Raw genomic sequence first — 23,266 nt, 5'->3', positions numbered from 1 at the left:
GGATTTTCAGGTACGTTCTCGATTTTTCCGCATTGCCTCAATGTGAGATTCCGAGAAACATTCACAATGAACGACACAATATTGCTTGCTTGTAATAAACGAATAGTTTTTGTATACATCCGTAGCAGGGTTAATGATATAGATTTTTCTGGTTTTTGACTTTGACATACTTGATAAGAATGGCAATGTATCCAAGAAGTAACTACGTATAAAGAAGTCATCAGGTGCTAAACTAAGCCCTATAATGTATACGTCTTGAGTAAATGCAAATGCAAATTCTGGCTTGTACCACATAACCGCATTTGCTCTAACATCGAATGACTTCCCATACCCTGGCAAAACAAGAAATGGATCTATCTCTGAATTCCGTTTTGGCTTAAGCCACTCAGACTTTGAAATAAGGTTAGGAGAATAATACATTTCAACATCCATCATCCCCTTTGTGTACTCCATGGATTGCCACCCTAAATTGATTTGAGATTTATGGAAGTACTGAACCTCTCCTAGGCGCCAATTTACCGAACCATGTAATTTACACAGCTTAACTTTATTACCTTCGAATTTGTATGTGTACTCTTTACCAATAAGCTCTAAAGCACGCTCCAACAAAGGATCCCAATTGAATGAAAGTACAATATCTCCTTCATGCAGTTCATTTGCAAAATCAATATATAGCTGAGGAATAGATTCCCCTTCTGGGGTCATTTCTATTAGGGTTTTGGCTAAGAAATACCTTAAGTTAATTTTTTCTTTTGAACCATTATTTGACCAGCGTTCACCACCACCATATTCTCGCAGTTCTATATACTCCAAAAAAGTACACAAATCAGAAAAACTTACGTTGGAATAATCAACAGTTTCTGAATCTTTGACCTGAAAACATGCCTTAGCATAGTTGTTCACACGTTGGTAAATACCATTGCACTCTATCTCAAACATTTCCATTGCTTTAGTTAGTAGTTTAGAGGTCAAAGGAACACCGGCTGCTGCCGAAAAACCAGCACCAAGTATAAAAGTCCGATTCTTCATGATCTCTTTCTCAATATTCATAGATGACTCCTAAGCACCCAACGTCGAAAACGGATCGCAGCGTAGTTTTGTCCCTAGCTGCACCTTGTTAAGCCCTTTCTCTAGCAGTAGTAAAATAGCTATTTTCAAGATATTTATACCAATGTTCAAAGGTTTCATTTTCTCCTTTGGGGGCATAAGGATTACCATTTTTGTAAAGCGTACCACCGATCAAATAATGAGAAATACGGATTTTCAGTACATCGTCAGAGATAGAAAGACTATTGAATTTTGAGGAGTGCCTTTCCTCACCAATGAAATAAAAGTATATGTGATTACTTGTATTAGAAAGATCAAAAAGTTTTTTAAATGTATCTAAATCAGGGTGGTGTGTACGAACCACTTCGATGATTATATTTGGATAGGCGGAACGAGAGGAAAATTTATTTTTGTCCCTGCCTGCAATATCAGGCTGAATGTAAGTGCTATCAGGAAATGCAATCCGCGCATCTGATTCCTTATACCACATGTAATCACTATCATTGAGTGGGCTAAAAATCACTTGCTCTTGATGAACACAATCTTTTCCGAAAATATTTGTAGAAAACTTAATTCCTGCAATATCAGCATTTACCAATTCATCATGTAGATATTTAACGCAATCATTATGTGTTGGATTGTTTTCCTCTCTCCCGAGTCTTATGCCAAAAGATGGACTTCCCACCCTTCTATAGTGAGGAGTGTTTTCATTCCTAACGGGAACAACAATACAGTCGTCTTCATTAAGAAGAGGTTCCTCTTTCATTCTTGGATAAATAGTAGGATCAAAGATGTCTTCTGCAGTATATTCTCTACCTGAGATTAGTCCTCTTGGCACGTATTATCCTTAGGCTTAACAGTGATTAAATGGAAGGTAGCTCTAACACATCAATATCGCCTTCCATCTAACACCGCTTCGTCCCGATTATGTTAATTAAAAACATTATTAAAAAATAAATCTATCACTCACCAGCCTATGAAACGAAACGTATTTGCGTGACATCCTCTTTTTGTTCGCCATTGCCGTTGTGAGGAAAAACCGTGGAGGTGTTCGCCATGGCATGTGGCGGCAAGGCTACCGCCCCTGAATTTCAGCCTCCAGTCCGCTGCTGTTTACCTGCGCGGTTTCGCTGCCCGGGCTCATGGGTAACTCCGACGAGACGGTTGCCAAACGGCTATGGTAGCGAGTGCTATCGGGGAGAGAAGAGGGGAGTGATGATTTCCTGAGTAGGATCAACAAATTAATTGGCATGGGGGGGCGTAGTGCGCCAATACGGTGAGTTTCAGGTATCAGCAAGTGCATCAGAGGGGCGGGGTATTGGCTCCCCCTGTAGTCCGCCGAGGGGAGGGCGCAAGGTCAGGATCGCCATCAGGGATGATGGCGCAGCCGCAGTTGGGCATGGATGCCCCATCTGCGGCGGTCCGTCCGACCTTGTGCTTGACCCGAGGGAAACCGCGCAGCGGTCGGATTGGCGGGGGAAGGCCTTCTTGGTGACTTCCTGGGCCAGCAAGAAGTCACTCGCCGCAGCCCGCAGGGTGGGCGAAACCCAGCATAGTGGCAATCCCGCAGGGATTGGGATGCTTGGCATAGGCGAAGGAGTTTGGCTGAACTCCCTAGGGACCGGAGTCTCTGGTATGATGCGCCATCATTTAGCGACCGGTGACGACGCCAGCATCATGCTGGTCAGGCTGCCGGTAGGGCCATTTTTCTTTGGGGCGCACTGGGTGCGACCCGACACCACGGATCTTGAACATGAGCAGTGAACTGATTTACGGCATCCACGCTGTGGCCGCCCTTCTCGAGCGCGAGCCGGAGCGTTTCATCGAAGTGTGGGCCCTCAAGGGCCGCGACGATGAGCGGCTGCAGCCCCTGCTGGCCGAGCTGGATGCGCTCGGCCTCAAGGTGCAGAGCGTGAACCGCAAGACCCTTGATGACAAGGCTGAGGGCAACAATCACCAGGGCATCATGGCCCGGGTGAAGGAGGCGCCCAAGCTGGCCGAACACGATTTGGCCAGTCTGCTGGACGGCTTGGCGGTGCAAGAGACTGCCCCCTTCCTGCTGGTGCTGGACGGGGTGACCGATCCGCACAACCTCGGCGCCTGCCTGCGCAGCGCCGATGCAGCGGGTGTGCACGCGGTCATAGTGCCGCGCGACAAGGCCACCGGCCTGACCCCAATCGTGCGCAAGGTGGCCTGCGGCGCCGCCGAAGTGGTGCCGCTGATCCAGGTCACCAACCTGGCGCGCACCCTGCGCGAGCTGCAGGAGCGCAATGTCTGGATCGTCGGCACCGCTGGCGAGGCGGATCACGACCTCTATCAGGCGAAACTCACTGGTCCCATGGCGCTAGTGATGGGAGCAGAGGGCAAGGGGATGCGTCGCCTGACCCGCGAGCACTGCGACGAGCTGGTGAGCATCCCGATGGCAGGGGCGGTATCGAGCCTCAACGTCTCTGTAGCTACCGGCGTCTGCCTGTTCGAAGCCGTGCGTCAGCGCCGTGCCTGACATGATGGACAGACCTCCCTTTCGCTGGGAGCAGGTCATGAATGAGCAGGAGGCCGCGCGCCTCCTCTCTTTTGCCCGCTCGCTGACGCTTGCCACCAAAAACTACCTCTGGCATGCAGGGGACAACCCGGATCTGCTGGTCAGGGTGGAACAGGGGCTGCTGCGTGCCCGAGTGGTGCTGGCGGATGGCCGCGAGTACATCAAGGAGTTCTACTGGGAGGGGGACGAGTTTCTCGACTTTCACCACCTGCTGAGCGGTGAGCCGGCCCGCTACAGCGTGGAAGCGCTGGAGCCCTGTCGGTTGCAGCTGTTTCAGCTGGCCGATCTGCGCCAGCTCTCCTGTTGGCCTTCCTGGTACCGGCATCTGCTGGAGGTGCAATTGCGCATCAAGGAGGAGAAAGAGCTGCTGCTCCTGACCGAGGGCCCCCAGGCCCGCTACCAGCATTTCCTCGCAAGCTTCCCCGGATTGGATGCCAGGGTGCCGGATCACCTGATCGCCGCCTACCTCGGCATCACCCCCATCAGCCTGAACCGCATTCGCAAACGGCTGAAAGCAATTAACAAAGGTTAATGTCGGCTGGCCGTGCCCGGATTATGCTGGCCGTTCGAATCGAGATGGAGTCGCCGATGAACTGGATCCTGAAGCCCTGGTCTGAACTGACCACTGACGAGTTGTACGAGTTGCTGGCCCTGCGCGCCGAGGTGTTCGTGGTGGAGCAGACCTGCCCCTTCCAGGATTTGGATGGATTGGATCGCCGCGAGGGAGTGTGGCACCTGCTCGGTTATCGCGGGGATCTGCTGGCCGCCTATGCCCGGATCATGGCGCCCGGGATCGGGGATGATAGCGGCGCCGCCATCGGCCGGGTCGTTACGTCGCCGAGGGCAAGGGGCGATGGCCTCGGCCATCAGTTGATCGGTGAGGCGGTGAAGGCATGTGAGACGCGCTGGCCAGCCCACAGCATCTGGCTGGGGGCACAGGCCCATCTGCAGGGCTTCTATGGCCAACACGGTTTCGTGTCCGAAGGAGAGGGGTATCTGGAGGACGATATTCCCCATATGGGGATGCGCAAGTCAGTCGCGTAACAGCGCCCTTGTCAGAGAACATCGAATGCAGAAGGGCCATCCCGCGGGATGGCCCTTCTCTTTTATCTGGCAGCGATCACTTCTTCTTTTTCTTCTTGGCTGCTTTTTTCTTGGCATCGGCCGGCTTTTTCTTCTTCACCGGTACCCGCGCCTCTTTGTGCTTGGGGCGCAGCTCGTCGATCACCCGGCGCTTGAGGCGCTCCTCGGTGTAGCGCTCGATCTTGGCGACCATGGCCATGTCGTGGGCTTCCACCAGGCTGATGGCACAGCCACGGTTGCCGGCGCGACCGGTACGGCCGATGCGGTGAACATAGACATCGGCGCCATAGGGCATGTCATAGTTGATGACATGGCTGACGTTTGGCAGGTCAATGCCGCGGGCGGCCACGTCGGTGGCGATAAGGAAGGGCACTTCCCCTTCATGGAACTTGCGGATCGACTCGATACGCTTGCTTTGCTCCATCTCGCCGCGGATCCAGGCACAGGAGACACCGGCTGCCTGCAGCTGGCCGGAGAGCTCCGCCAGCCGCTCACGAGTCTTGACGAAGATGATGGCCTTCTGGGTTTCCGGGTTTTTCAGGATATGCACCAGCAGGGCCAGCTTGTGGGCGGCGTCATCGGCCAGATGGATCCACTGGGTGATGGGGCGACGCTCGCTGCGCGGCGGTTCGGCATGCAGCTCTACCGGATCCTTGAGGATCTCGCTGGCGAACTTCTCAAGGCCAGCCCCTTCCAGGGTGGCGGAGAACAGCATGGTGTGCTTGCGATAGCGCGCCTCTTCCACGATGCGGTTCACATCCTTGATGAAGCCCATGTCCAGCATGCGATCCGCTTCGTCCAGCACCAGTACCTCGATGTCGTGGCTCTCGAACTCCTCTTTCTCGATGTACTCGAGCAGGCGGCCCGGAGTGGCGACGACGATGTCGGTGGTCTTGGTCAGGGCCGGCAACTGCTCTTCATGGCTGACGCCACCGATGATGGTTTCGATACTGAGGCTGGTGTGGGCCGCCAGCGCCTTGGCGTGGGCGGTCACCTGCAGGGCCAGTTCGCGGGTCGGGGTCAGCACCAGCATGCGGCAGGGGCCCGGCTTGCGGCGCGGGAAGTCCAGCAGATGCTGGAGCGCCGGCAGCAGGAAGGAGGCCGTCTTGCCGGTGCCGGTTGGTGCGGATGCCAGAATATCGCGGCCGTCCAGGGCTGGCTCCAGCACCATCTGCTGGATGGTGGTGGGGCGGGTGAATCCCATCTCGGCCAAGGCCCGGTTGAGGGCGGGATGCAGGTCGAAATCATCAAAGGACTGGCTCATGGCAATACTCGGTCATTTAAGGAAACGGCAGATTATAGGCGATTATCTCGTCGGCTCCTATGGCGAGAGTGGGTTAGCCGCTATAATCCCCCACCATTTTTTCGGATGACGGGGGCCAGATGGGGCGTAGCCGCGGATTTACCTTCAAGCAATTCCATGTCGATCATGACCGCTGTGCCATGAAAGTCGGTACGGACGGCATCTTGCTGGGAGCCTGGGCCCCGGTTGCCAACGTCCACCGGGTGCTGGATATCGGGACCGGCAGCGGTCTGATCGCACTGATGCTGGCCCAGCGCAGCAGATCTGACTGCGTCATCGATGCGGTAGAGCTGGATAATAATGCGGTGAACCAGGCCAGGGACAATGTGACTGCCTCCCCCTGGGCGGCGCGCATCAAGGTCATTGAGAGCGCCATTCAGGAGTATCAGGCCGCGCCTTATGATCTCATCGTCTCGAACCCCCCCTACTTCGTGGCAGGCCAGGCATTCAGCGATCCGGCGCGGGCGCTGGCCCGTCATACCGGCGCCCTCGACAGCCATGGATTGCTGGCAGCAAGCAACCGTCTGCTGGCGTCGTCCGGTGAATTGGCGCTGATTGTGCCGACCGCCATGGCGGATGAAATTTTATGCATTTCGGCAGATTATGATCTGCATGCCGTTTGTTACACAGCTGTTATCACCAGGGCTGGAAAAGAGGCAAATCGTGTTTTATTGCGGCTTGGCAGAGGATTAAATAGGTGTGACAGGGGGGAAATTGTGATCCATTCTGCTGATGGAACCTATTCCGACAGATACATCCAACTGACCAGTCCCTTCTATTTGAAGATGTAAATTTCGTCTTGAACTATTTTTTCACGCCATTATGCTGGTTGCAGATCGAGCGCCCGCTCCAGACCAGCGAAAATCACTGGTTGTGATGAAAAAACACGCGGCGCTCTTTTTTTTACCCACCTGAACACACCCGGTCAGCGACCGATAAAAACTATAACAAGCAATAAGTTACAAGACAGACGAGGTTGAACTTGACGAAATCACTCACATTGTCCGATGTACTCGGATTGGGGTTTATGACCTTCGCCTTCTATCTGGGCGCCGGTAATATCATCTTCCCGCCGTTGGCCGGTTACATGGCCGGTGAGCATCTCTCTCTGGCGATGCTGGGCTTCCTGGTGACCGCGGTCGGTCTGCCACTCATCACCATTATTGCCGTGGCCAAGGCCGGCAACGGCTGGGCCGGCATGACCAAGCTGCTGCCTGCCGGCGTGGCGACCGCGCTGGCCGTCGCCATCTACATCATCATTGGTCCGGCCTTTGCCGCACCCCGTACTGGCCTGGTAGCCTACGAGATGGGTCTCAAGCCCTTCATCGGTGACATGGGTCAGGCCGGTCTTGCCGCTTATACTGTGATCTTCTTCGGGCTGGCCATCGTGGTTTCCCTGAACCAGGGCAAGCTGATGGATGCCATCGGTAAGTTCCTGACCCCGGTGCTGATGGTGCTGTTGCTGGCGCTGGCTATCGGTGTCTTCGCCGCCCCGCAAGGCGCCATGCCGGATGCGACCGGTGACTACCAGAACAGCCCCTTCGTGAAGGGGATCCTGGAAGGCTACAACACCATGGATACCCTGGCTTCCCTGATGTTCGGTGCGCTGATCGTGGATCTGCTGCGCCAGAAGGGCATCAATGACTATCAGGGTCAGTTCAAGTATCTGGCGATCGCCGGCCTGATCTCGGCCGTGGGTCTGTCCGTGGTCTATGTCTCCCTGTTCCAGCTGGGTAATACCGCTGCGGGCGTGGCGACTGACGTCAGCAACGGCGGCGCCATCGTCAACGCCTACGTGCTGAGCCTGTTCGGCCAGCCGGGTCAGTTCATTCTGGCGGCCATCATCACCCTGGCGTGCTTCACCACTGCGGTCGGCCTCATCTCCGCCTGCTCCGATTTCTTCCATAACCTGACCGGTATGGCTTACAAGAAACTGGTTGTGTTGCTGGGTGCCATCTGTGCCGTGGTAGCCAACGTGGGTCTGAGCCAGCTCATCAGCCTCTCCATCCCCGTACTGGTTGCCATCTATCCGGTGGCCGTGGCCCTGGTGCTGGTCACCTTCCTGAAAGGTTACTTCGGTCGTCCCCGCCTGGTGTTCCGCGGTGTGCTGATCGTCGCCTTCCTGTTCGGCTGCCTGGATGGCTTGGGTGCTGCCGGCATGAAGATGGATGCTTTTGCCTTCCTGCCGCTGTTTGACAAGGGCCTGGCTTGGTTGATGCCGACCCTGCTGGCCTGCGTGGTGGGCATGGTGGTGCGCCAGAGCGAGAAACTGGCTGCCGAAGCCGCCTGAACCTCGTCACTGAAATAAACAAAAAGGCCAGCATCAGCTGGCCTTTTTGTTGTCTGGTTTTTGAACATGACCGGTTGGGAGGGTCAGATCCTTGGGCCTGTTTCGGGTTTGCCATCCATGCCATACCAGTGGGCCGCCACCCGTCCGGCGTGCCACTCGAAAGTGCCCCAGGGTTTTTGGGCCTGCCAGCGGGGGAAGTTGATCACCACCCGGTTATCCTCGTACTTGTAGAGCGAGGTGCTGATCTGGATATCGGAGAGGATCAGCAGCAGGGCCCAGCAGATGAAAATCCATTTCAGTGCTTTCCACATAGAGGTTACTCGAAGCAGATTTCGATGGTGGCACGGCCATATTCAGATTCGAAGGGCATCATGATCTTGGTGCCGTCGGCGCGGTGGGAGATGGTGTGGTTGGGACCCGAGACGATGATGGGGGTGGCCATGTCGAACTCGTAACCCTTCTCACCCAGCATGCGCTTGGCACCACCTGTGACCATGTTGGTGATCTCGCCCACCATGTCGGTCACTTCCTCGTTGATGTTGGCAGGGGCTTCACCCAGCATGCGGCGCATGATCTCCAGCGCCAGCCCCTTTTCGAAGCTGATGGAGAGGGAACCGCGGGTCTGCGGACCCACCATGCCGATGAGGCCGGAAACATCGCCACGGGCCAGTTCATCCATCTTGCGTTTCGGTTTGCCCGGTTTGAGTTCCAGCTGTGCCATGGTCGAGAGCACATTGAGCAGAGAGAGCAGGAACGGGTTTACAAAATCAGCCTTCATGATGACTTCCTACAGTGGGCGTACAGCGAGCACATTGGCCATGTGCCTCAATTGTCTTATTGGTAATAGTAAAGCCATGCTGGTGGGCCTGCTCTGAAAACGCGCTGTCGATGGCCGCATCATGCAGCTCCACCACATCCCCGCACTGGTCGCAGATGAGCAACTGCATCGGATGGGCGTGATCGAAGTGACAGCAGAAGATAAAGGCGTTGAGCGACTCCACCTTGTGGGCAAACCCCTGTTCGAGCAGAAAATCGAGTGCCCGGTAGACGGTGGGGGGTTTGGCATTGGCTTCCGTCTGTTGCAGCTGGGCCAGCAGGTCGTAGGCGCTGATGGCATTGCCGTGGGCCGCCAGCAGGCGAAACACCTGGCGACGTGTCGGGGTGAAGCGGATCCCTCTTTGTATACAGAGTCGTTCGGCCCGTTGTAAAAGTTGGTCTTGATTCATGATCGCGCAAATACCCTTTCTATTAGGCGGATACTATCACAGGGCCTCGCATGGCGCGGCGACAAAATTCATTTTCTGGGGCTGCTTCACGTTGTGATAATATCCGCCCCTTTGTTAAGCCAACCCGGATAATTCTTATGCAGGCGCAGCGTTTTTCCATCGCCCCGATGCTGGACTGGACCGATCGGCATTGCCGTTATTTTCATCGACTGATGAGCCGTCAGACCTTGCTCTATACCGAAATGGTGACCACGGGCGCCATCATCCACGGCAAGGGAGATTATCTGGGCTACAGCGAGCAGGAGCACCCCATCTCCCTGCAACTGGGAGGCAGCAATCCGGCCGATCTCGCCCACTGTGCCAAGCTGGCCCAAGAGCGCGGCTATGACGAGGTGAACCTCAACGTCGGCTGTCCGTCCGATCGGGTGCAAAATGGCCGTTTCGGTGCCTGCCTGATGGGGGAACCCGCCCTGGTGGCCGACTGCGTCAAGGCGATGCGTGACGTGGTGGATATTCCGGTGACGGTGAAGACCCGCATCGGCATCGATGATCAGGACTCCTACGAATTTTTGCAGGCCTTCATCGAGCAGGTGCGCGACGCCGGCTGTGATACCTTCATCGTGCACGCCCGCAAGGCATGGCTGAGTGGCCTGAGTCCGCGGGAGAACCGCGAGATCCCGCCTCTCGACTACCCCCGTGTCTATCGACTCAAGCAGGAGTATCCCGAGCTGACCATCGCCATCAACGGCGGCGTGACCTCCATGGAGCAGACCCTTGAGCATCTGCAGCATGTGGATGGTGTCATGATGGGACGCGAGGCTTACCAGAACCCTTATATTCTGGCGCAAGTGGACAACCGGGTGTTTGGCCTGGCGGGCGAGGTGCCAAGCCGCCACGAGGTGGTGCGCATGATGCTGCCCTACATGGAGCAGGAGCTGGCCAAGGGTAACTACCTCTCCCACATGACCCGTCACATGCTGGGCCTGTTCCAGAACATGCCGGGGGCTCGCGCCTGGCGTCGCCATCTCAGCGAGAACGCCTGCCGTCCGGGGGCCGATATCCAGGTGGTGCTGGATGCCATGGCCAAGGTGCCGGAGTTTGCCGACGCAGATGCCGCCGAGTAAGCCTCGGCCTGCGAGTGGCTCAAAGAGAAAGCGCGTCCATGGACGCGCTTTTTTTATATCTGACGAATAGCCTCAATGCCTGAACTGGTTGATCAGACGGGAGAGATCCTGCAACCGCTCCACCAGCAGGGTGATGCCGTCGAGGGCCTGTTTGCTGTTGTCGGCGGTATGGCTGGCCAGCTGGTGGATCTGGTGCACCCCCTGATCCAGGGTCGATGTCACATCCGCCTGCTGGCTCACGGCCTGGGCTATTTCGTCGCTGGTACGCGTCACCTGACCCAGCATACGGTTGATCCGATCCAGCACATCGGCCGTGGTGCCGGCATGCTGCTGGCAGCGCTCCGAGGTTTGTGCCCCCTGAGTCATGCCGTCCGAGAGCTGGCTGGTGGTCTGTTGCAGCGCCTGGATCATCTCGTGGATCTCGCCGGTGGAGGCGCGGGTCTTCTGGGCCAGGGCCCGTACCTCGTCGGCCACCACGGCAAAGCCGCGCCCCTGTTCCCCGGCGCGGGCCGCCTCGATGGCTGCGTTGAGGGCGAGCAGGTTGGTCTGATCGGCGATCTGGCCGATCACCTCCAGGATGCCGCTGATCTTCTGGCTGTCATGGGTCAGTTGCGCCAGCACGGCGTGGTTGGCGTCCAGCTCCCGATGCAACTGATTGACGGCATCCCGGGTGGTGGCCAGCGCCTGCCGACCTTCGGTGGAGACTTGCTGCACCTCGGCTACCAGCTCGCTTGCCTCCTGGGCACTGTGGGCGACGTCCCGGATCGAGTGGCTCAACTCCGTGATGGCGCTGGCCATCTGTTCACTCTGGGCACGCTGTTGCTGCAGGTGGGTGTCAATGGTCTGGATATTGCCCCTGTCATCCTCCGCCGCCTGCAGGATCTGCTGGTTGGTATCGGCAGAACGCCCGACCACGGCTTTCAGCTCCGCCTGTTTCATCTTAAGGGCCAGCTCTATGATGGCCAGGGAGTCCCGGCGCCGGGTGTAAAGTACCTGGCAGAGCCGGGTGCCCTGGGCATCACCGGCCAGTGTCTGCAGATGGCCGAGGCGACGCTGCAGATGCCAGCCATAGCCGGCCAGTGCCAGTAACGACGCCAAAAGCGGGCATAGCCAGAACGGATTGCTGGTGACGGCGGTAGCCAGGGTGGCGAGCAGGGCAGTGGTGGTGAGACCAAGCATGATCTGGCCGGGTTCGATCTGTATCCGGCTCAGCCAGGGAAGCGTCTTGCCGGTGCGCAGCTGGCGATACAGCCGCTCTGCCCAGGCAACCTCGGCCTGTGCCGGTTTGGTACGAACCGACTGGTACTCAATGGTCTCCCCACTGGCGTTGAGGATCGGGGTGACATAGGCATTCACCCAGTAAAACCGGCCCTGCTTGGTGCGGTTTTTGACCAGCCCCATCCAGCTTTTGCCCTGGCGCAGCCGTTGCCACATGTCGGCAAAGGCAGCCTTGGGCATGTCGGGGTGGCGCACCAGATTATGGGGGACTCCCTCCATCTCCTCCACCGAGTACCCGGCCACGTCACAAAAGTGCTGGTTGGCGTAGGTGATATAGCTGGCGGGATCCGTGGTCGAGATCAGCGCAATGTTGTCGGGGAAGTGGATCTCCCCTTCCTGAACGGGTTGGCTCATGGGTCGCTCCGAGTGTAGTTAACTTATTGATAAAATAGTGTTTTATCTGCGCTGTTTAGCTAACTATTCTAGGGGCATCATAGGGGTCAACTTTGGCCTGGGTCAATGAACAGACCCGCTTGCAGGCAAAAGAAACGGGTATTAGCTGGCGGGGGTGAAATCGTGGACCTCTCCGGCTCTCGGTTTGAGGCGAGGGTCTTCATCCTGATAACCGCGGACGAGTTGCATGGTTTTGCAGAAGCTGGCCAGTTTCTCGTAATCCTGGCGGGCGAGATCGATGGCGCGCTCGGCCCGGCGCCGCTCTATCTTGTCTGACTTGCGATTGCTGAACAGCTGCTGCTGGTGCAGCATCCACTCGACAAACTCCTGCTGGCATTGGGATTCGGTATCGCTCTGGGCCTGGGCTGACAGGGTCCACAGCAGGGGCAGCAGTAACAGATAACGCATGGCAAACCGGAGTGACAGGAAGGGGATTAACAGGAAAGGCGGCATTCTATGCCTAAAAATCGGGAGTGAACAGTATCAATAAGCGAGGGCCGCCCGGTGCGGCCCTCGCTGTGCATGGCAGGATCAGTGCTTGATCAGATAGAGCTGGCGGCTGTAGGCCACATCTTCCGGGTTGTTGATGGGATATCCCTTGAGCCAGGGCTTGATCAGCCTGGCGTTGGTGTACTGGTAGATGGGGGCGATGGGGGCCTGCTCCTGCAAGATAGCCTCCGCCTTGTCAAACAGCTGGCTGCGCGCCGCCGTAACCCGGGTCTTGGCCGCCTTGGCCAGCAGTCTGTCATAGTCCGCATTGGCGAACCCGGCCATGTTGCCGCTGTGGCCCGAGCCCCACAGGCCGAGGAAGGCGGAAGGGTCGTTGTAGTCGGCGACCCAGGAGGAGCGGATCACCTCGAACTGGCCGCTCTGGCGACTGTCGAGATAGGTCTTCCACTCCTGGTTGGTGAGCTCGACCTGTACCCCCAGCTTCTGCTTCCACATGCTGGCGATGGCCAGCGCCATCTTCTTGTGGATCTCCGCCGTGTTGTAGAGCAGGGTCAGCTTGAGCGGCTTGTCCGGGCCGTAACCGGCCTCCTTGATCAGGGCCTTTGCCTTGTCATCCAGCACTTGCTGGCTGCTTTGCGAGAGCAGATTGTCCTTGGGAGTGAAGCCCGCTGTCACGTCCGGGGTGAAGTGGTAGGCCGGTTTCTCTCCGGTGCCGAGGACCTTGTCGGCAATCAGGCCGCGATCGATGGCGTAGGAGAGCGCCTTGCGCACTCGCACATCGTCGAGGGGGGGCTTGCGGGTGTTGAAGGCGTAGTAGTAGGTCCCCAGCTGCTCCGGGGTGTAGACCTCACTCGGGATCTGCGCCATCAGCTTGGCGTACTGCTCCTTGGGGAAGGATTCGGTGATGTGCAGATCGCCAGCCAGATAACGGTTGGTTGCCGTGCTCTCCTGATTGATGGGCATGAAGATGACCTTGGTCAGCACCGTATGGGCTCGGTCCCAGTAATAGGGGTTGGGGGTCAGTTCCAGCTTCTCGTTGACCACCCGCTTGCCGAGCACGAAGGCGCCGTTGCCCACCAGCTTGCCGGGCTGGGTCCACTGCTCGCCATATTGCGCCATGCTGGCCTGGTGGAGCGGTGACAGGCTGGGATGGGTCAGCAGGCTCAGGAAATAGGGTACGGGCTGGGAGAGGGTTACCTGCAGGGTGCGGTCATCGAGGGCCTTCACCCCCAGCTCGTCTGGGGGGAGCGTGCCGGCCAGGATCTCGTCCACCTTGTCAAAGCGGGCCAGCTGGGCGAACCAGGCGAAGGTGGCCGCCTCTTTCGGGTCGACCAGCTTGCGCCAGCCGTAGACGAAGTCACCGGCCTTGACCGGATCGCCGTTGGACCAGCGGGCATCGGGCCGCAGGTGGAAGGTAAAGGTCTGGTTGTCCCGGTTTTCCCAGCGCGCGGCGACCCCCGGTACCGGCTTCCCGTCCGGCCCCTGGGTCAAGAGCCCCTCGAACAGATCCCGCAAAACCTGCAGCTCGGGCAGGCCGACCAGTTTGAGCGGGCTCAGGCTGGCAGGTTCATCTTTCAGGTGACGAACCACCACCTGTTCGGTCGCAAGTTCGGTGCCGGCGGGAATGTCGGCCGCCTGGACAGCGGCGCAGCCCAGCAGGGCCAACAGTGGGCTCCATCCTTTCATGGGTCGGATCCTTCAAATAGTGTGAAGCAGGGAGAAAACTCGACGAGAAACTATCGCCGGCAGATGGGAAATCATGATATCCCGTTTGCAGCTCAGACCGCCAGCGTGTGACTCACATGCTCGGGGTTGCATCCCTCCTTCATCTGGTGGCCGGCATGAGCGCGTGATTGAGGAGTGTGGGACGATGAAATCATGGTTATTGCTGGTCTGCGCCCTGAGTTCGAGCGCCTGGGCGCTGGCGCCGTGCCAGGGTGGCACCGCCGTAGGATCCTGGTGCGAGGCGGGGATAGCCGCGCTGCACCCGACCCAGGGCGGTGTGGGCCAGCTCCAGGTCGATGCAATCCAGCGCAAGCTGGCGGGCAAGAGTGCAAAGCAGCTCGACAACTTGATGAAAAAGAAAGAGATCCCCGTGGTGATCGCCCCGGATGGCGGTTACTGGCTGGTGGACAGGCATCACCTGACCAAGGCGCTGTGGCAGCAAGGGGTGAAGCAGGTTCGGGTCAAGGTGATCGCCCGCCTGCAGGATCGGGCCAACTTCTGGAGCCAGATGCAGAACAACCACTGGGCCTGGCTCAAGGATGAAAAAGGGCAGCCACTGACCCCGGAACAGCTGCCGACCCGTATCGATCTGCTGCCGGACTACCCGTACCGCACCCTGGCGGGGCTGCTGCAGGATGCCGGCTATTTCAGCAAGGATGAGCAGGTCTATTTCGTCGAATTTGCCTGGGCCAGCTGGCTTGGCCAGCAGATGGAGTGGCGGCCGATCGATAGCGCCAACCTGAGGGTAAGGTTGCAGCAGGCCAAGCGGCTGGCCTGTCGCCAGGAGGCCAGCGCTCTGCCCGGCTACCCGGGCCGGCAATGCAGCCTGAACCGGACAAAGTAAGGTCTGAGTGACGCCCTGGCCATAGGGAAAGGAAGCGAAGAAGGCGACCCTTGGGTCGCCTCTTCGTATGCACATCTTTTGCCTCACCCGTCTCAGGGGCTGGCGGGCAGGCTCTTGCCGTCGAGGTATTCGGGCAGGAACATCGACACCTGCGGCACATAGGTGATCAGCATCAGGAACAGCAGCAGGAAGCCGACCCAGGGCAGGCAGGCCCGGATCACCCAACCCATGCTCTGGCCGGTGATCCCGGCGGTCACGAACAGGTTGAGACCGACCGGCGGAGTCAGCATGCCTATCTCCATGTTGACCACCATGATGATCCCCAGGTGGATCGGGTCTATGCCGAGCTGCATGGCGATGGGGAACAGGATGGGGGCCATGATCAGCACGATGGCGGAGGGCTCCATGAAGTTGCCCGCAAGCAGCAGCAGTATGTTGACCACGATCAGGAAGCCCCAGGCCGGCAGGCCCCAGGTCACGATTGTCTCGGCGATGGCGTGGGGGATACGCTCAGAAGTGAGTACGTGGGCGAACAGCATGGCGTTGCTGATGATGAACAGCAGCATGATGCTCACCTTGGCGGCATCCCGTACCACATGACCCACCTCGCCGTTGAAGGGGGATTTGATCATGGAGAGGGGTAGCAGCCAGAGGTTGCGCAGTGCGGCGGCGGGGATGGACTCCCCGTCATGACGCCAGGGGATCCCCTTGAGGGGCCCGATGTCGCGATAGCCATACACGGCGATGAAGAAGGCGTAGACGGCGGCGACGGCGGCCGCCTCGGTCGGGCTGGCGATGCCGCCATAGATGGAGCCCAGCACCAGGATGATCAGGAACAGGCCGCCGAGCGCCTTGCCACCGCTGGCCAGCAGGGTCAGCACGCCGGGGAAGGGCTGGCTCGGCAGTCCCTTGATGCGGGCCACCACATAGATGACCACCATGATGCAGACCCCCATCAGCAGTCCTGGCAGGAAACCGGCCATGAACATGCGCGAGGCGGAGACCTCGGTGGCGGCGGCGTAGACCAGCATGACGATGGAGGGGGGGATCAGGATCCCCAAGGTGCCCGCGTTGGCGATAACGCCGGCGGCAAAGGCGCGGGGATAGCCGGAACGCACCATACCGGCGATGACGATGCTGCCGATGGCCGCCACCGTGGCCGGGCTGGAGCCGCACACGGCGGCAAACAGCATGCACGCCATGACCGAGGCCATGGCGAGACCGCCGCGAATATGGCCGACCGAATCCATGGCGAAGTGGATGATCCGCTTCGCCACCCCACCGGTCGACAGGAAGGCCGACGACAGCACGAAGAAGGGAATGGCAAGCAGGGTGTAGTGCTCCGAGGTGGCCTCGAACAGCTTGAGCGCCAGGGAGGCCAGGGAGTCGTTGGAAAAGAGCAATATGGTGGTGACGCTGGAGAGGCCGAGCGCCACCGCAATGGGCATGCCGAGCAGCATGGCGCCGATCAGCAGGGTAAACAGGGTCAGGGTCGCCATGATGGTTATGCCTTCTGATTCGGGTCGTGGTCGATAAGGTGCATGCTCTCTTTGGCCTCATCGGCCAGGGCAAAGCCGCTCATCTGGCCACGCCACACCATGATGCCCACGTTGAGGAAGCGCAGGAACAGCAGGGCCAGTCCGATCGGCAGTATGCTCATGGCTTGCCAGCGGGGGATGGGCAGATCCTCCATCTCGATGCCGATCATCTTGAGCTTGCTCAGATAGATCCAGGCGCCATAGAAGTAGAGGGCGCAGTAGATAAGGCAGAGCACCACCGCCAGCAGGGTGAGACGCTGTTGCCAGACCCCCGGCAGGATCTTGATGAAGGCGTCCACGCCGATGTGGGCCCCGACTCGCACCCCCCATGAGGCGCCGAACAGCACCATCCAGGCACAGAGGTTCAGGGTCAGCTCCTGGGCCCAGAGCAGACCGGTATCGAAGAAGAAGCGCATCACCACTTCGAGGAAGACCAGCAGGGCAGTGCTGACCAGGAGCAGGCCTATGATGGCCTCTTCCAGCTGATGCATGAGTTTTTTCATTGGACTATCCCTGTGAGTAGGCCCGCCTCCCGGCGGGCACATCCTGACGGCTTAGGGTTGATTGGCGGCGACGGCTGCGTCGATCAGCTCCTTGCCTATGGTGCCTTCGAACTGCTTCCAGACCGGCTTCATCGACTCGACCCACTGGTTGCGCTCGGCGTCGGTCAGGGTCACCAGCTGGCTCTTGCCGGAGGCAAAGATGGCGGCCTTGTCTTCGCTGTCCTTGGCGGCCGCGATCTCGTTGCCGAAGGCGACCGACTCATCCAGCGCGCGCTTGAGCTCGTTGCGTACCTGCTCCGGCAGGCCGTTCCAGAAATCCGCATTGGTGACGATGAGGTAATCCAGCACCCCGTGGTTGGTCTCCGTGATGTAGGGCTGCACCTCGAAGAATTTCTGGGAGTAGATGTTGGACCAGGTGTTCTCCTGGCCGTCGATGGCCTTGGTCTGCAGCAGGGTGAACACCTCGGCGAAGGGCTTCTTCACCGGTACGGCATCGATCACTTCGAACTGGGCCGCCAGTACATCAGAGGTCTGGATGCGGAACTTCTTGCCTTTGGCGTCGACCGGGGTCTTGAGGGGCTGGCTGGCGGAGAGCTGTTTCATGCCGTTGTGCAGGTAGCCCAGGCCAATCAGGCCGTATTTTTCGAGGGAGCCCAGCATGGCTTGCCCCTCCTTGCCCTGCTGGAAGCGATCCACCGCTGCCATGTCATCGAACAGGAAGGGGAGATCGAAGATCTGCAGCTGATCGGTGAACTTCTGGAACTTGGAGAGGGAGGGGGCAATCATCTGCACATCCCCGAGCATCATGGCCTCCAGCTCCTTGCCGTCACCAAACAGCTGGGAGTTGGGGTAGACCTTGACCTCGACCTGGCCTTTCAGGCGCTCATCCACCAGCTGCTTGAAGTGGATGGCCATCTGCCCCTTGGGGGTATTCTCTGCCACCACGTGGGAGAACTTGAGTTCAACGGGGGCAGCAAAGGCGGAGGAGAGGCCGAGGGCCAGGGTAAAGGCGGCGGTCAGGGCGCGGAGCTTGAGTGTCATTGTTGTCATCCTTGAGTGGGTTCAGGTAAATCACCCATAGCAAGGCAACTTGTGTGCCATCTTCCTTATTTTTGAAACAAGCCATTAACAATGGGCGCTGGCGCCAGGCAGGGGAAAACAGAGCGGGTCAAAAATGGGTGGAAATCCCCCCATGGAGTCGGGCAGGCGGGGGGAATGCCGCCCATGATGGCAAGGTTAACCGGGTCAGCCGGGGGAGGGGGAGCCGAGCCTGCCCATGTTCACTCGCCCCCGTCGTCGAGCTTGTAGTCCTGCTTGTCGAGGCCGTACTTGCGCATCTTGTCGTAGAGGGTCTTGCGCGGCAGGCCGAGGGCCTCCTGCACTTCTTTCAGTCGCCCCCTGTGCTGGCTCAGGGTATCGGTCAGCAGGATGCGCTCGAAGCGGTCTACCTGCTCGGCCAGAGTCAGCGCCTCCCGCCCCAGGGTGAGATCGGCAAAGGCGCCCTCTTCGCCCATCAGCACGCAGCGCTCCGCCAGGTTGCGCAGCTCGCGCACGTTGCCGGGCCAGTCGTGGGCCAGCAGCCAGGCCCGCTGCTCGGCACCGAGCCGCGGTGGCGCCAGCTGGTAGCGGGTGGCGGCTACCCGCAGGAAATTCTCGAACAGCAGGGGCACATCCTCCTTGCGATCCCGCAATGGGGGGATATCCACCCGCACCACGTTGAGCCGGTAGTAGAGGTCGGCGCGAAAGCTGCCCTGCTCGACCAGGGTCTTGAGCTCGACCTTGCTGGCGGTCAGCACCCGGATGTCGAGCGCTATCTTCTGGTTGGTGCCGAGCGGCTCGACCTCCCTGTCCTCCAGCACCCGCAGCAGCTTGATCTGCAGCGCCATCGGCATGCTCTCTATCTCGTCGAGGAAGAGGGTGCCCTTGTTGGCCCAGGCTATCTTGCCCACCCGGCGTTTCTGGGCGCCGGTAAAGGCTCCCGCCTCGTGGCCGAACAGCTCGCTCTCCATCATGGTTTCCGGCACGGCCCCGCAGTTGATGGCGACGAAGGGCTCGGCCGCCCGCACCGAGTGATCGTGCAGGAAGCGGGCGACCAGCTCCTTGCCACTGCCGGTCTCACCCATGATCAGCACATCGGTGGGGGCATCCTTGATGTGGGTGAGGATCTGGCGCAGCCGCTTGATGGCCGGATGGGTGCCGAGCAGCCTGGGGCCGGGGCCGCTCTGGGCCTCCAGCTCGCTGCGCAGCTCCCGGTTCTCCAGCACCAGGCGCCGCTTGTCGCAGGCCCGGCGCACCACTTCCAGCAGTTGCTCGGTACCGAACGGCTTCTCGATGAAGTCGTAGGCCCCCAGGCGCATGGCCTGCACCGCAGTAGAGATGTCGCCGTGGCCGGTGAGCAGGATCACCGGCAGCTCGGAGTCGCGCCCCATGATCTCCCGCAGCAGGTCGATGCCGTTCATGCCGGGCATGTTGATGTCGCTGATAATGATGCCGGGCCACTGGGCGCCGATATGGGGCAGGGCCTGCTCGGCGCTGGCGAAGGTGGTGACCTGCCAGTCGGCCAGCTCCAGGGTCTGGCCGAGAGAGAGGCGCAGGTGATGTTCATCATCGATCAGCATTATCTGAGTCATGGCTCTCTCCTGAAGGGGTAAAGGCTGGGGATCCTGGCTCGCTGCGCAGGCTGGGGTCGACGGCGGGCAGGGTGATAGTGAAGCTGGCGCCGCCGTGGGCCGGGCTGTTGGCCGCCTCCAGCTGGCCGCCAAAGGCGGTGACGATGCGCAGCGAAATGGTGAGCCCAAGCCCGAGCCCCTGGGATTTGGTGGTGTAGAAGGGGGCAAACAGCCGGCTCGCCTCGACCGGGAGGCCCGGGCCGTTGTCACTGACTTCGATCACCACCCGATCATCAACCCGTTCGAGGGTGAGCCAGACCCGGGGAGGGGGGCTGGTGGCGCAGGCCTGCAGCGCGTTGTGCAGCAGGTTGACCAGCACCTGCTCGAGCTGCACCGCATCGGCCCGAACATAGAGGGGCTCTGCCGGCAACCGGGTTTCGATCAGCAGGCCCTGCTTGATCATCTGGCTGTGCAGCAGCGCCAGGCTGGCGTGGATCACCGGCTGCAGCGTCACCGCCTGCAGGGTCTGCTCCCCCTTGCGGGCGAACACCTTGAAACGGGCGACCAGCTCGCTCATGTGATGATTGAGGCTGTTGATCTGCAGCAGGTTGTCACGGCAGCTGTCGAGGCGTCCCTTGTCGAGCAGCTGCAGTGCATTCTCGCCATAGGCGCGCATGGCAGCCAGCGGCTGGTTGAGTTCGTGGTTGATGCCGGCCGACATCTCCCCCAGCAGGGCCAGCTTGGCGGCCTGTACCAGCTGCTCCTGGGTATCCACCAGTTCGCGCTGGGTCTGGCGGTACTTGTCGATGGTGGCCACCAGCTCCTGGTTGCTGGTGGAGAGGGCCAAAGTCCGCTCGCTGACCTTGTGCTCCAGCTGGTTGTTGAGGCGGGCGAGACGGGCCCGGCCGAGCAGCTCCTGGCGCCAGTAGAGCCAGATCATCAGCACCAGCAGGGAGATGAGGGTGAAGCTGGCCAGCGCCTTGGCCATGATGGGCAGCAGGCCGTGCAGGGGCTTGAGGGTATAGAGATGCCAGCCGGCGCTGGGCATGGCGGTGCCGGTGAAGAGATAACCCTGCCCCCAACGCCACTCATCCTGGCTGCGCAGCAGCCCCAGGGTGGGCTGATCGCTCAGGGGATCCCCCAGCTTGTCGCCATACTTGCGCTCATCGCTCAGGGTGGCGCGGGTCGTGTCGTTCAATCTGACCAGGGGACGGTAGAGCCACTCTGCCCTGGAGGAGAAAAAGACCACCCCGTACTCGTCGGTCAGCAGGTAGTCGAAGTCATCGCGGCTGTCCCAGCGCTCCTCGATGAGGGAGAGGGCCACCTTGACCACGACCACACCGAGGCGGTGATCCCCCTCCTGCACCGGATAGGAGAAGTAGTAGCCCCGCCGCCCGGAACGCTGACCGAGAGCAAAATAGCTGCCGGCCCGTCCCTGCATCGCCTGCTGGAAATAGGGGCGAAAGCGGTAGTTGTCACCGACGAAGCTGTCCTGCTGGCGCCAGTTGCTGGCGGCGATGACGTCCCCTTGAGCGGTCATGAGGTAGATGGCGTCCGTGCCCAGGATCTCGTTTTGCTGCTCCAGCAGGGGGTTGAGCCTGGCGGGGGAGATCGTTCGCGAGAGCGCCTGCTGCAGCTCGCTGCGAGTGGCGATGAGGGCGGGCAGGCGGCGATACTTGTCGAGCTCCACCAACAGCTGGCCCGCCAGCCGCTCATTGTCGAGCTGGGCCTGCTGGCGCAGGCTCTCCAGTCCCCATTGGCGGGCCATGAAGGCGAGCCCCACCATCAGCGTGATCCACAGGCCAATCAGCAGGCCCCGACTTCCATTGTTCATCATTCCCTTCCTTGGTTGGCCACATCTTAACCTGCGTCCGGAGGAGAGAGGATGGCGCCGGTGAAAGAGTGTGACCGGCGCAACAGGCGCCGAGATCCTGCACAGTCTGTCGGCTTGATATTCATTCTCAATTAGGCATCATGAAGGACTCCACCCAGAGGAAGGAGCCCTCCCATGACACAGGCACAAGACGGGCCGGATCAGGCCCAGACACACTGGCAGCGCTACATGATGGAAGCTGAGCACTCCCTGAGCCAAGGGGCGCTGGGCTCTGCAGTCTGCCTCTATCAACAGGCCCTTGGCACCATCTCGGCGCCGATAGAGATGACCCAGGAAGAGCCGGATCTCGAGATGCTGGCCTCCATGCGGGTGGCGACCTGCCATCGTCTGGCGGATTTCTGGCGCGCCATGGATGAACCCGCCTACGAGCTGCGTTACCTCAAGCTCGCCTCCGAGCTGGTGACGGCGCTGGTGCCGCAATGTCCTAACCGGGAGTGCGAGTCGCTGATAAGCGAACTGGGTTGCTGCCGCGCGGCCCTGCTCGGGTTTCTCAAGCGCCACCCCAACCCCGAGATTGCCAAGCTTATCCAGTTGCAGGACAAGGTACAGGGCTGCGAGTTGATCGGGCGCTTTCGCCTCAACTGACCGGCGCGCTATGGTGGCAACGGGCTAGCCCTTGCGACCGAGCCTGGCGGCGATGCGTTGCTGCGCCTCTTCCCCCAGCAGGGCCTGGGCGAAGGCGCGCGCCTCCAGATCGATGACGAAGTGGACCGCCTGCTTGAGCTCCTGCTTGAGCAGCGCCTTGCTCTTTTGCACTGCCCTGGGCGGTTTGGCGGCCAGCTTCAGCCCCTGTTCGCGGGCAAATGCCAGCAGATCCGCGCTGGCCACCACCCGGTTGGCGAGGCCGAGGCGCAGTGCTTCATGAGCATCCATGGATTCGGCCAGCAGCAACAGCTCGGTGGCCTTCAGCTGGCCGACGGCGCGGGGCAGCAGCAGGCTGGAGGCAAACTCCGGCACCAGCCCCAGCTCGACAAAAGGCAGCTGCAGGCGGGCATTCTCCCCCAGATAGACCAGATCGCAGTGCAGCAGTATGGTGGTGCCGATGCCGACGGCCGGGCCCCCCACGGCGGCGATCACCGGTTTGGGGAAATCGGCCAGGGTGTGAAGGAACTGCAGTATGGGATCGTCCTGCTCCAGACTGCTCTTGCCGACAAAATCGGCCAGATCGTTGCCGGCAGTGAAGCACTCCGCCTGACCCTGCAACAGCAACACATGTACACCCTCATCGGCCGCGGCCTGTTGCAACTCGCTCACCAGTTGGCGGTAAAGTTCTGTGTTGAGGGCATTGCGCTTGTCAGGGCGGTTGAGGGTCAGAGTGAGCAAGCCGTCCTGCCGCTCGGCAATGAGAATGGGCGCCATGTCTAAATCCTTGTTATTGAAGGGTGCATAAAAGGTTTCTGTTGGGGTAACCTTTGCC

23 protein-coding genes are annotated in these 23,266 nt (G+C 59.6%); 8 read left to right on the top strand and 15 right to left on the bottom strand.

The annotated features are described in order from the left end of the window. Nucleotides 1-6 precede the first annotated feature (6 nt). Together ACB028_RS14035 and ACB028_RS14030 are read right to left on the bottom strand one after the other, a co-directional pair. Nucleotides 7-1,050: a hypothetical protein gene (locus tag ACB028_RS14035; protein ID WP_371144540.1), complete on the bottom strand. Its 1,044-nt coding sequence runs from the start codon at nucleotides 1,048-1,050 to the stop codon at nucleotides 7-9. Between the two features lie 67 nt (nucleotides 1,051-1,117). Further along, entirely contained in the window at nucleotides 1,118-1,885 is a 768-nt protein-coding gene (locus tag ACB028_RS14030; RefSeq protein ID WP_080630666.1) for a hypothetical protein, read from the bottom strand. Nucleotides 1,886-2,800: 915 nt separating this feature from the next. Between ACB028_RS14030 and rlmB the strand changes: the two genes are divergently transcribed. The 3 genes from rlmB to ACB028_RS14015 are packed head-to-tail and all read left to right on the top strand — an operon-like array spanning nucleotide 2,801 to nucleotide 4,633. Further along, nucleotides 2,801-3,550: a 23S rRNA (guanosine(2251)-2'-O)-methyltransferase RlmB gene (gene rlmB, locus ACB028_RS14025; RefSeq protein ID WP_371144539.1), complete on the top strand. Its 750-nt coding sequence runs from the start codon at nucleotides 2,801-2,803 to the stop codon at nucleotides 3,548-3,550. A 4-nt stretch (nucleotides 3,551-3,554) separates the two neighbouring features. Then, nucleotides 3,555-4,121 (top strand): Crp/Fnr family transcriptional regulator, encoded by a 567-nt coding sequence (locus ACB028_RS14020; RefSeq protein ID WP_371144601.1) that lies wholly within the window; start codon nucleotides 3,555-3,557, stop codon nucleotides 4,119-4,121. A gap of 56 nt (nucleotides 4,122-4,177) precedes the next feature. After that, on the top strand, nucleotides 4,178-4,633 hold the full coding sequence (locus ACB028_RS14015; protein ID WP_371144538.1) for a GNAT family N-acetyltransferase: 456 nt from the start codon (nucleotides 4,178-4,180) through the stop codon (nucleotides 4,631-4,633). A gap of 76 nt (nucleotides 4,634-4,709) precedes the next feature. Here the strand turns inward: ACB028_RS14015 and srmB are convergent, their stop codons facing one another. Continuing rightward, complete coding sequence (gene srmB, locus ACB028_RS14010) at nucleotides 4,710-5,936, bottom strand: ATP-dependent RNA helicase SrmB (RefSeq protein ID WP_026456887.1); 1,227 nt, start codon at nucleotides 5,934-5,936, stop codon at nucleotides 4,710-4,712. A 119-nt stretch (nucleotides 5,937-6,055) separates the two neighbouring features. Here srmB and ACB028_RS14005 point away from each other — a divergent pair, with 119 nt between their 5' ends. Both ACB028_RS14005 and brnQ read left to right on the top strand, forming a co-directional pair. Continuing rightward, nucleotides 6,056-6,766, top strand: coding sequence for a tRNA1(Val) (adenine(37)-N6)-methyltransferase (locus ACB028_RS14005; RefSeq protein ID WP_225633387.1), 711 nt, complete (start codon nucleotides 6,056-6,058; stop codon nucleotides 6,764-6,766). A gap of 191 nt (nucleotides 6,767-6,957) precedes the next feature. Next, the gene (gene brnQ / locus ACB028_RS14000) at nucleotides 6,958-8,265 is read left to right on the top strand and encodes a branched-chain amino acid transport system II carrier protein (protein WP_371144537.1); all 1,308 of its coding nucleotides are present in this window, start codon (nucleotides 6,958-6,960) and stop codon (nucleotides 8,263-8,265) included. 83 nt (nucleotides 8,266-8,348) lie between these two features. Here the strand turns inward: brnQ and ACB028_RS13995 are convergent, their stop codons facing one another. Genes ACB028_RS13995 through zur form a run of 3 tightly spaced genes read right to left on the bottom strand, consistent with a single transcriptional unit; the run spans nucleotide 8,349 to nucleotide 9,491 of the window. Next, entirely contained in the window at nucleotides 8,349-8,576 is a 228-nt protein-coding gene (locus ACB028_RS13995) for a hypothetical protein (protein WP_042026626.1), read from the bottom strand. Between the two features lie 5 nt (nucleotides 8,577-8,581). Further along, complete coding sequence (locus ACB028_RS13990) at nucleotides 8,582-9,043, bottom strand: chemotaxis protein CheX (RefSeq protein ID WP_026457367.1); 462 nt, start codon at nucleotides 9,041-9,043, stop codon at nucleotides 8,582-8,584. After that, on the bottom strand, nucleotides 9,033-9,491 hold the full coding sequence (zur, locus tag ACB028_RS13985) for a zinc uptake transcriptional repressor Zur (RefSeq protein ID WP_026457366.1): 459 nt from the start codon (nucleotides 9,489-9,491) through the stop codon (nucleotides 9,033-9,035). Before zur ends, ACB028_RS13990 begins: the two co-directional genes overlap by 11 nt. Nucleotides 9,492-9,628: 137 nt before the next feature. Between zur and dusA the strand changes: the two genes are divergently transcribed. Further along, the gene (gene dusA / locus ACB028_RS13980; RefSeq protein WP_371144536.1) at nucleotides 9,629-10,615 is read left to right on the top strand and encodes a tRNA dihydrouridine(20/20a) synthase DusA; all 987 of its coding nucleotides are present in this window, start codon (nucleotides 9,629-9,631) and stop codon (nucleotides 10,613-10,615) included. Between the two features lie 72 nt (nucleotides 10,616-10,687). Here the strand turns inward: dusA and ACB028_RS13975 are convergent, their stop codons facing one another. The 3 genes from ACB028_RS13975 to ACB028_RS13965 all read right to left on the bottom strand — a co-directional run bounded on the left by ACB028_RS13975 (nucleotide 10,688) and on the right by ACB028_RS13965 (nucleotide 14,422). Further along, nucleotides 10,688-12,247 carry a methyl-accepting chemotaxis protein gene (locus tag ACB028_RS13975; RefSeq protein ID WP_371144535.1) on the bottom strand — a complete coding sequence of 520 codons (1,560 nt, stop codon included), beginning with the start codon at nucleotides 12,245-12,247 and terminating at the stop codon, nucleotides 10,688-10,690. 141 nt (nucleotides 12,248-12,388) lie between these two features. Continuing rightward, complete coding sequence (locus ACB028_RS13970) at nucleotides 12,389-12,694, bottom strand: hypothetical protein (RefSeq protein ID WP_026457363.1); 306 nt, start codon at nucleotides 12,692-12,694, stop codon at nucleotides 12,389-12,391. 123 nt (nucleotides 12,695-12,817) lie between these two features. Then, a complete protein-coding gene (locus ACB028_RS13965) occupies nucleotides 12,818-14,422 on the bottom strand; it encodes an ABC transporter substrate-binding protein (protein ID WP_371144534.1) in 1,605 nt (534 codons plus the stop codon). A 184-nt stretch (nucleotides 14,423-14,606) separates the two neighbouring features. On the opposite strand from ACB028_RS13965, the gene ACB028_RS13960 reads away from it, so the two are divergent. Then, entirely contained in the window at nucleotides 14,607-15,305 is a 699-nt protein-coding gene (locus ACB028_RS13960) for a ParB-like protein (protein ID WP_371144533.1), read from the top strand. A gap of 92 nt (nucleotides 15,306-15,397) precedes the next feature. Here the strand turns inward: ACB028_RS13960 and ACB028_RS13955 are convergent, their stop codons facing one another. From ACB028_RS13955 to ACB028_RS13935, 5 genes are all read right to left on the bottom strand, one after another. Beyond that, nucleotides 15,398-16,804, bottom strand: a complete 1,407-nt coding sequence (locus ACB028_RS13955; protein ID WP_371144532.1) for a TRAP transporter large permease — start codon at nucleotides 16,802-16,804, stop codon at nucleotides 15,398-15,400. 5 nt (nucleotides 16,805-16,809) lie between these two features. Next, a complete protein-coding gene (locus ACB028_RS13950; RefSeq protein WP_371144531.1) occupies nucleotides 16,810-17,346 on the bottom strand; it encodes a TRAP transporter small permease in 537 nt (178 codons plus the stop codon). 51 nt (nucleotides 17,347-17,397) lie between these two features. Beyond that, a complete protein-coding gene (locus tag ACB028_RS13945) occupies nucleotides 17,398-18,387 on the bottom strand; it encodes a TRAP transporter substrate-binding protein (protein ID WP_371144530.1) in 990 nt (329 codons plus the stop codon). 239 nt (nucleotides 18,388-18,626) lie between these two features. Continuing rightward, nucleotides 18,627-19,976, bottom strand: a complete 1,350-nt coding sequence (locus ACB028_RS13940) for a sigma-54-dependent transcriptional regulator (protein ID WP_371144529.1) — start codon at nucleotides 19,974-19,976, stop codon at nucleotides 18,627-18,629. Continuing rightward, nucleotides 19,951-21,792, bottom strand: a complete 1,842-nt coding sequence (locus ACB028_RS13935; protein WP_371144528.1) for an ATP-binding protein — start codon at nucleotides 21,790-21,792, stop codon at nucleotides 19,951-19,953. Before ACB028_RS13935 ends, ACB028_RS13940 begins: the two co-directional genes overlap by 26 nt. Nucleotides 21,793-21,963: 171 nt before the next feature. Here ACB028_RS13935 and ACB028_RS13930 point away from each other — a divergent pair, with 171 nt between their 5' ends. After that, complete coding sequence (locus ACB028_RS13930; RefSeq protein ID WP_042026616.1) at nucleotides 21,964-22,434, top strand: DUF2753 family protein; 471 nt, start codon at nucleotides 21,964-21,966, stop codon at nucleotides 22,432-22,434. 24 nt (nucleotides 22,435-22,458) lie between these two features. On the opposite strand, the gene ACB028_RS13925 is transcribed toward ACB028_RS13930, so the two are convergent. Beyond that, entirely contained in the window at nucleotides 22,459-23,208 is a 750-nt protein-coding gene (locus ACB028_RS13925; RefSeq protein WP_042026615.1) for an enoyl-CoA hydratase-related protein, read from the bottom strand. Between the last annotated feature and the right edge of the window lie 58 nt (nucleotides 23,209-23,266).

Source organism: Aeromonas sp. S9(2024) (genome assembly GCF_041403185.1).
In the GTDB taxonomy this organism is placed as follows: Bacteria; Pseudomonadota; Gammaproteobacteria; order Enterobacterales; family Aeromonadaceae; genus Aeromonas; species Aeromonas enteropelogenes.
This window is presented reverse-complemented; position numbering and strand designations above follow the sequence as displayed.

What these genes read in the sequence shown, in the direction of transcription:
- ACB028_RS13955 (WP_371144532.1), bottom strand. Translation starts at nt 16,804, where the DNA reads ATGGCGACCCTGACCCTGTTTACCCTGCTGATCGGCGCCATGCTGCTC.
- ACB028_RS13970 (WP_026457363.1), bottom strand. Translation starts at nt 12,694, where the DNA reads ATGCGTTATCTGTTACTGCTGCCCCTGCTGTGGACCCTGTCAGCCCAG.
- ACB028_RS13960 (WP_371144533.1), top strand. Translation starts at nt 14,607, where the DNA reads ATGAAATCATGGTTATTGCTGGTCTGCGCCCTGAGTTCGAGCGCCTGG.
- ACB028_RS14005 (WP_225633387.1), top strand. Translation starts at nt 6,056, where the DNA reads ATGGGGCGTAGCCGCGGATTTACCTTCAAGCAATTCCATGTCGATCAT.
- srmB (WP_026456887.1), bottom strand. Translation starts at nt 5,936, where the DNA reads ATGAGCCAGTCCTTTGATGATTTCGACCTGCATCCCGCCCTCAACCGG.
- ACB028_RS14035 (WP_371144540.1), bottom strand. Translation starts at nt 1,050, where the DNA reads ATGAATATTGAGAAAGAGATCATGAAGAATCGGACTTTTATACTTGGT.
- ACB028_RS13990 (WP_026457367.1), bottom strand. Translation starts at nt 9,043, where the DNA reads ATGAAGGCTGATTTTGTAAACCCGTTCCTGCTCTCTCTGCTCAATGTG.
- ACB028_RS14015 (WP_371144538.1), top strand. Translation starts at nt 4,178, where the DNA reads ATGAACTGGATCCTGAAGCCCTGGTCTGAACTGACCACTGACGAGTTG.
- rlmB (WP_371144539.1), top strand. Translation starts at nt 2,801, where the DNA reads ATGAGCAGTGAACTGATTTACGGCATCCACGCTGTGGCCGCCCTTCTC.
- ACB028_RS13930 (WP_042026616.1), top strand. Translation starts at nt 21,964, where the DNA reads ATGACACAGGCACAAGACGGGCCGGATCAGGCCCAGACACACTGGCAG.
- ACB028_RS13975 (WP_371144535.1), bottom strand. Translation starts at nt 12,247, where the DNA reads ATGAGCCAACCCGTTCAGGAAGGGGAGATCCACTTCCCCGACAACATT.
- ACB028_RS13950 (WP_371144531.1), bottom strand. Translation starts at nt 17,346, where the DNA reads ATGAAAAAACTCATGCATCAGCTGGAAGAGGCCATCATAGGCCTGCTC.
- ACB028_RS13935 (WP_371144528.1), bottom strand. Translation starts at nt 21,792, where the DNA reads ATGATGAACAATGGAAGTCGGGGCCTGCTGATTGGCCTGTGGATCACG.
- ACB028_RS13965 (WP_371144534.1), bottom strand. Translation starts at nt 14,422, where the DNA reads ATGAAAGGATGGAGCCCACTGTTGGCCCTGCTGGGCTGCGCCGCTGTC.
- dusA (WP_371144536.1), top strand. Translation starts at nt 9,629, where the DNA reads ATGCAGGCGCAGCGTTTTTCCATCGCCCCGATGCTGGACTGGACCGAT.
- ACB028_RS13945 (WP_371144530.1), bottom strand. Translation starts at nt 18,387, where the DNA reads ATGACACTCAAGCTCCGCGCCCTGACCGCCGCCTTTACCCTGGCCCTC.
- ACB028_RS13925 (WP_042026615.1), bottom strand. Translation starts at nt 23,208, where the DNA reads ATGGCGCCCATTCTCATTGCCGAGCGGCAGGACGGCTTGCTCACTCTG.
- ACB028_RS13940 (WP_371144529.1), bottom strand. Translation starts at nt 19,976, where the DNA reads ATGACTCAGATAATGCTGATCGATGATGAACATCACCTGCGCCTCTCT.
- ACB028_RS13995 (WP_042026626.1), bottom strand. Translation starts at nt 8,576, where the DNA reads ATGTGGAAAGCACTGAAATGGATTTTCATCTGCTGGGCCCTGCTGCTG.
- ACB028_RS14020 (WP_371144601.1), top strand. Translation starts at nt 3,555, where the DNA reads ATGGACAGACCTCCCTTTCGCTGGGAGCAGGTCATGAATGAGCAGGAG.
- zur (WP_026457366.1), bottom strand. Translation starts at nt 9,491, where the DNA reads ATGAATCAAGACCAACTTTTACAACGGGCCGAACGACTCTGTATACAA.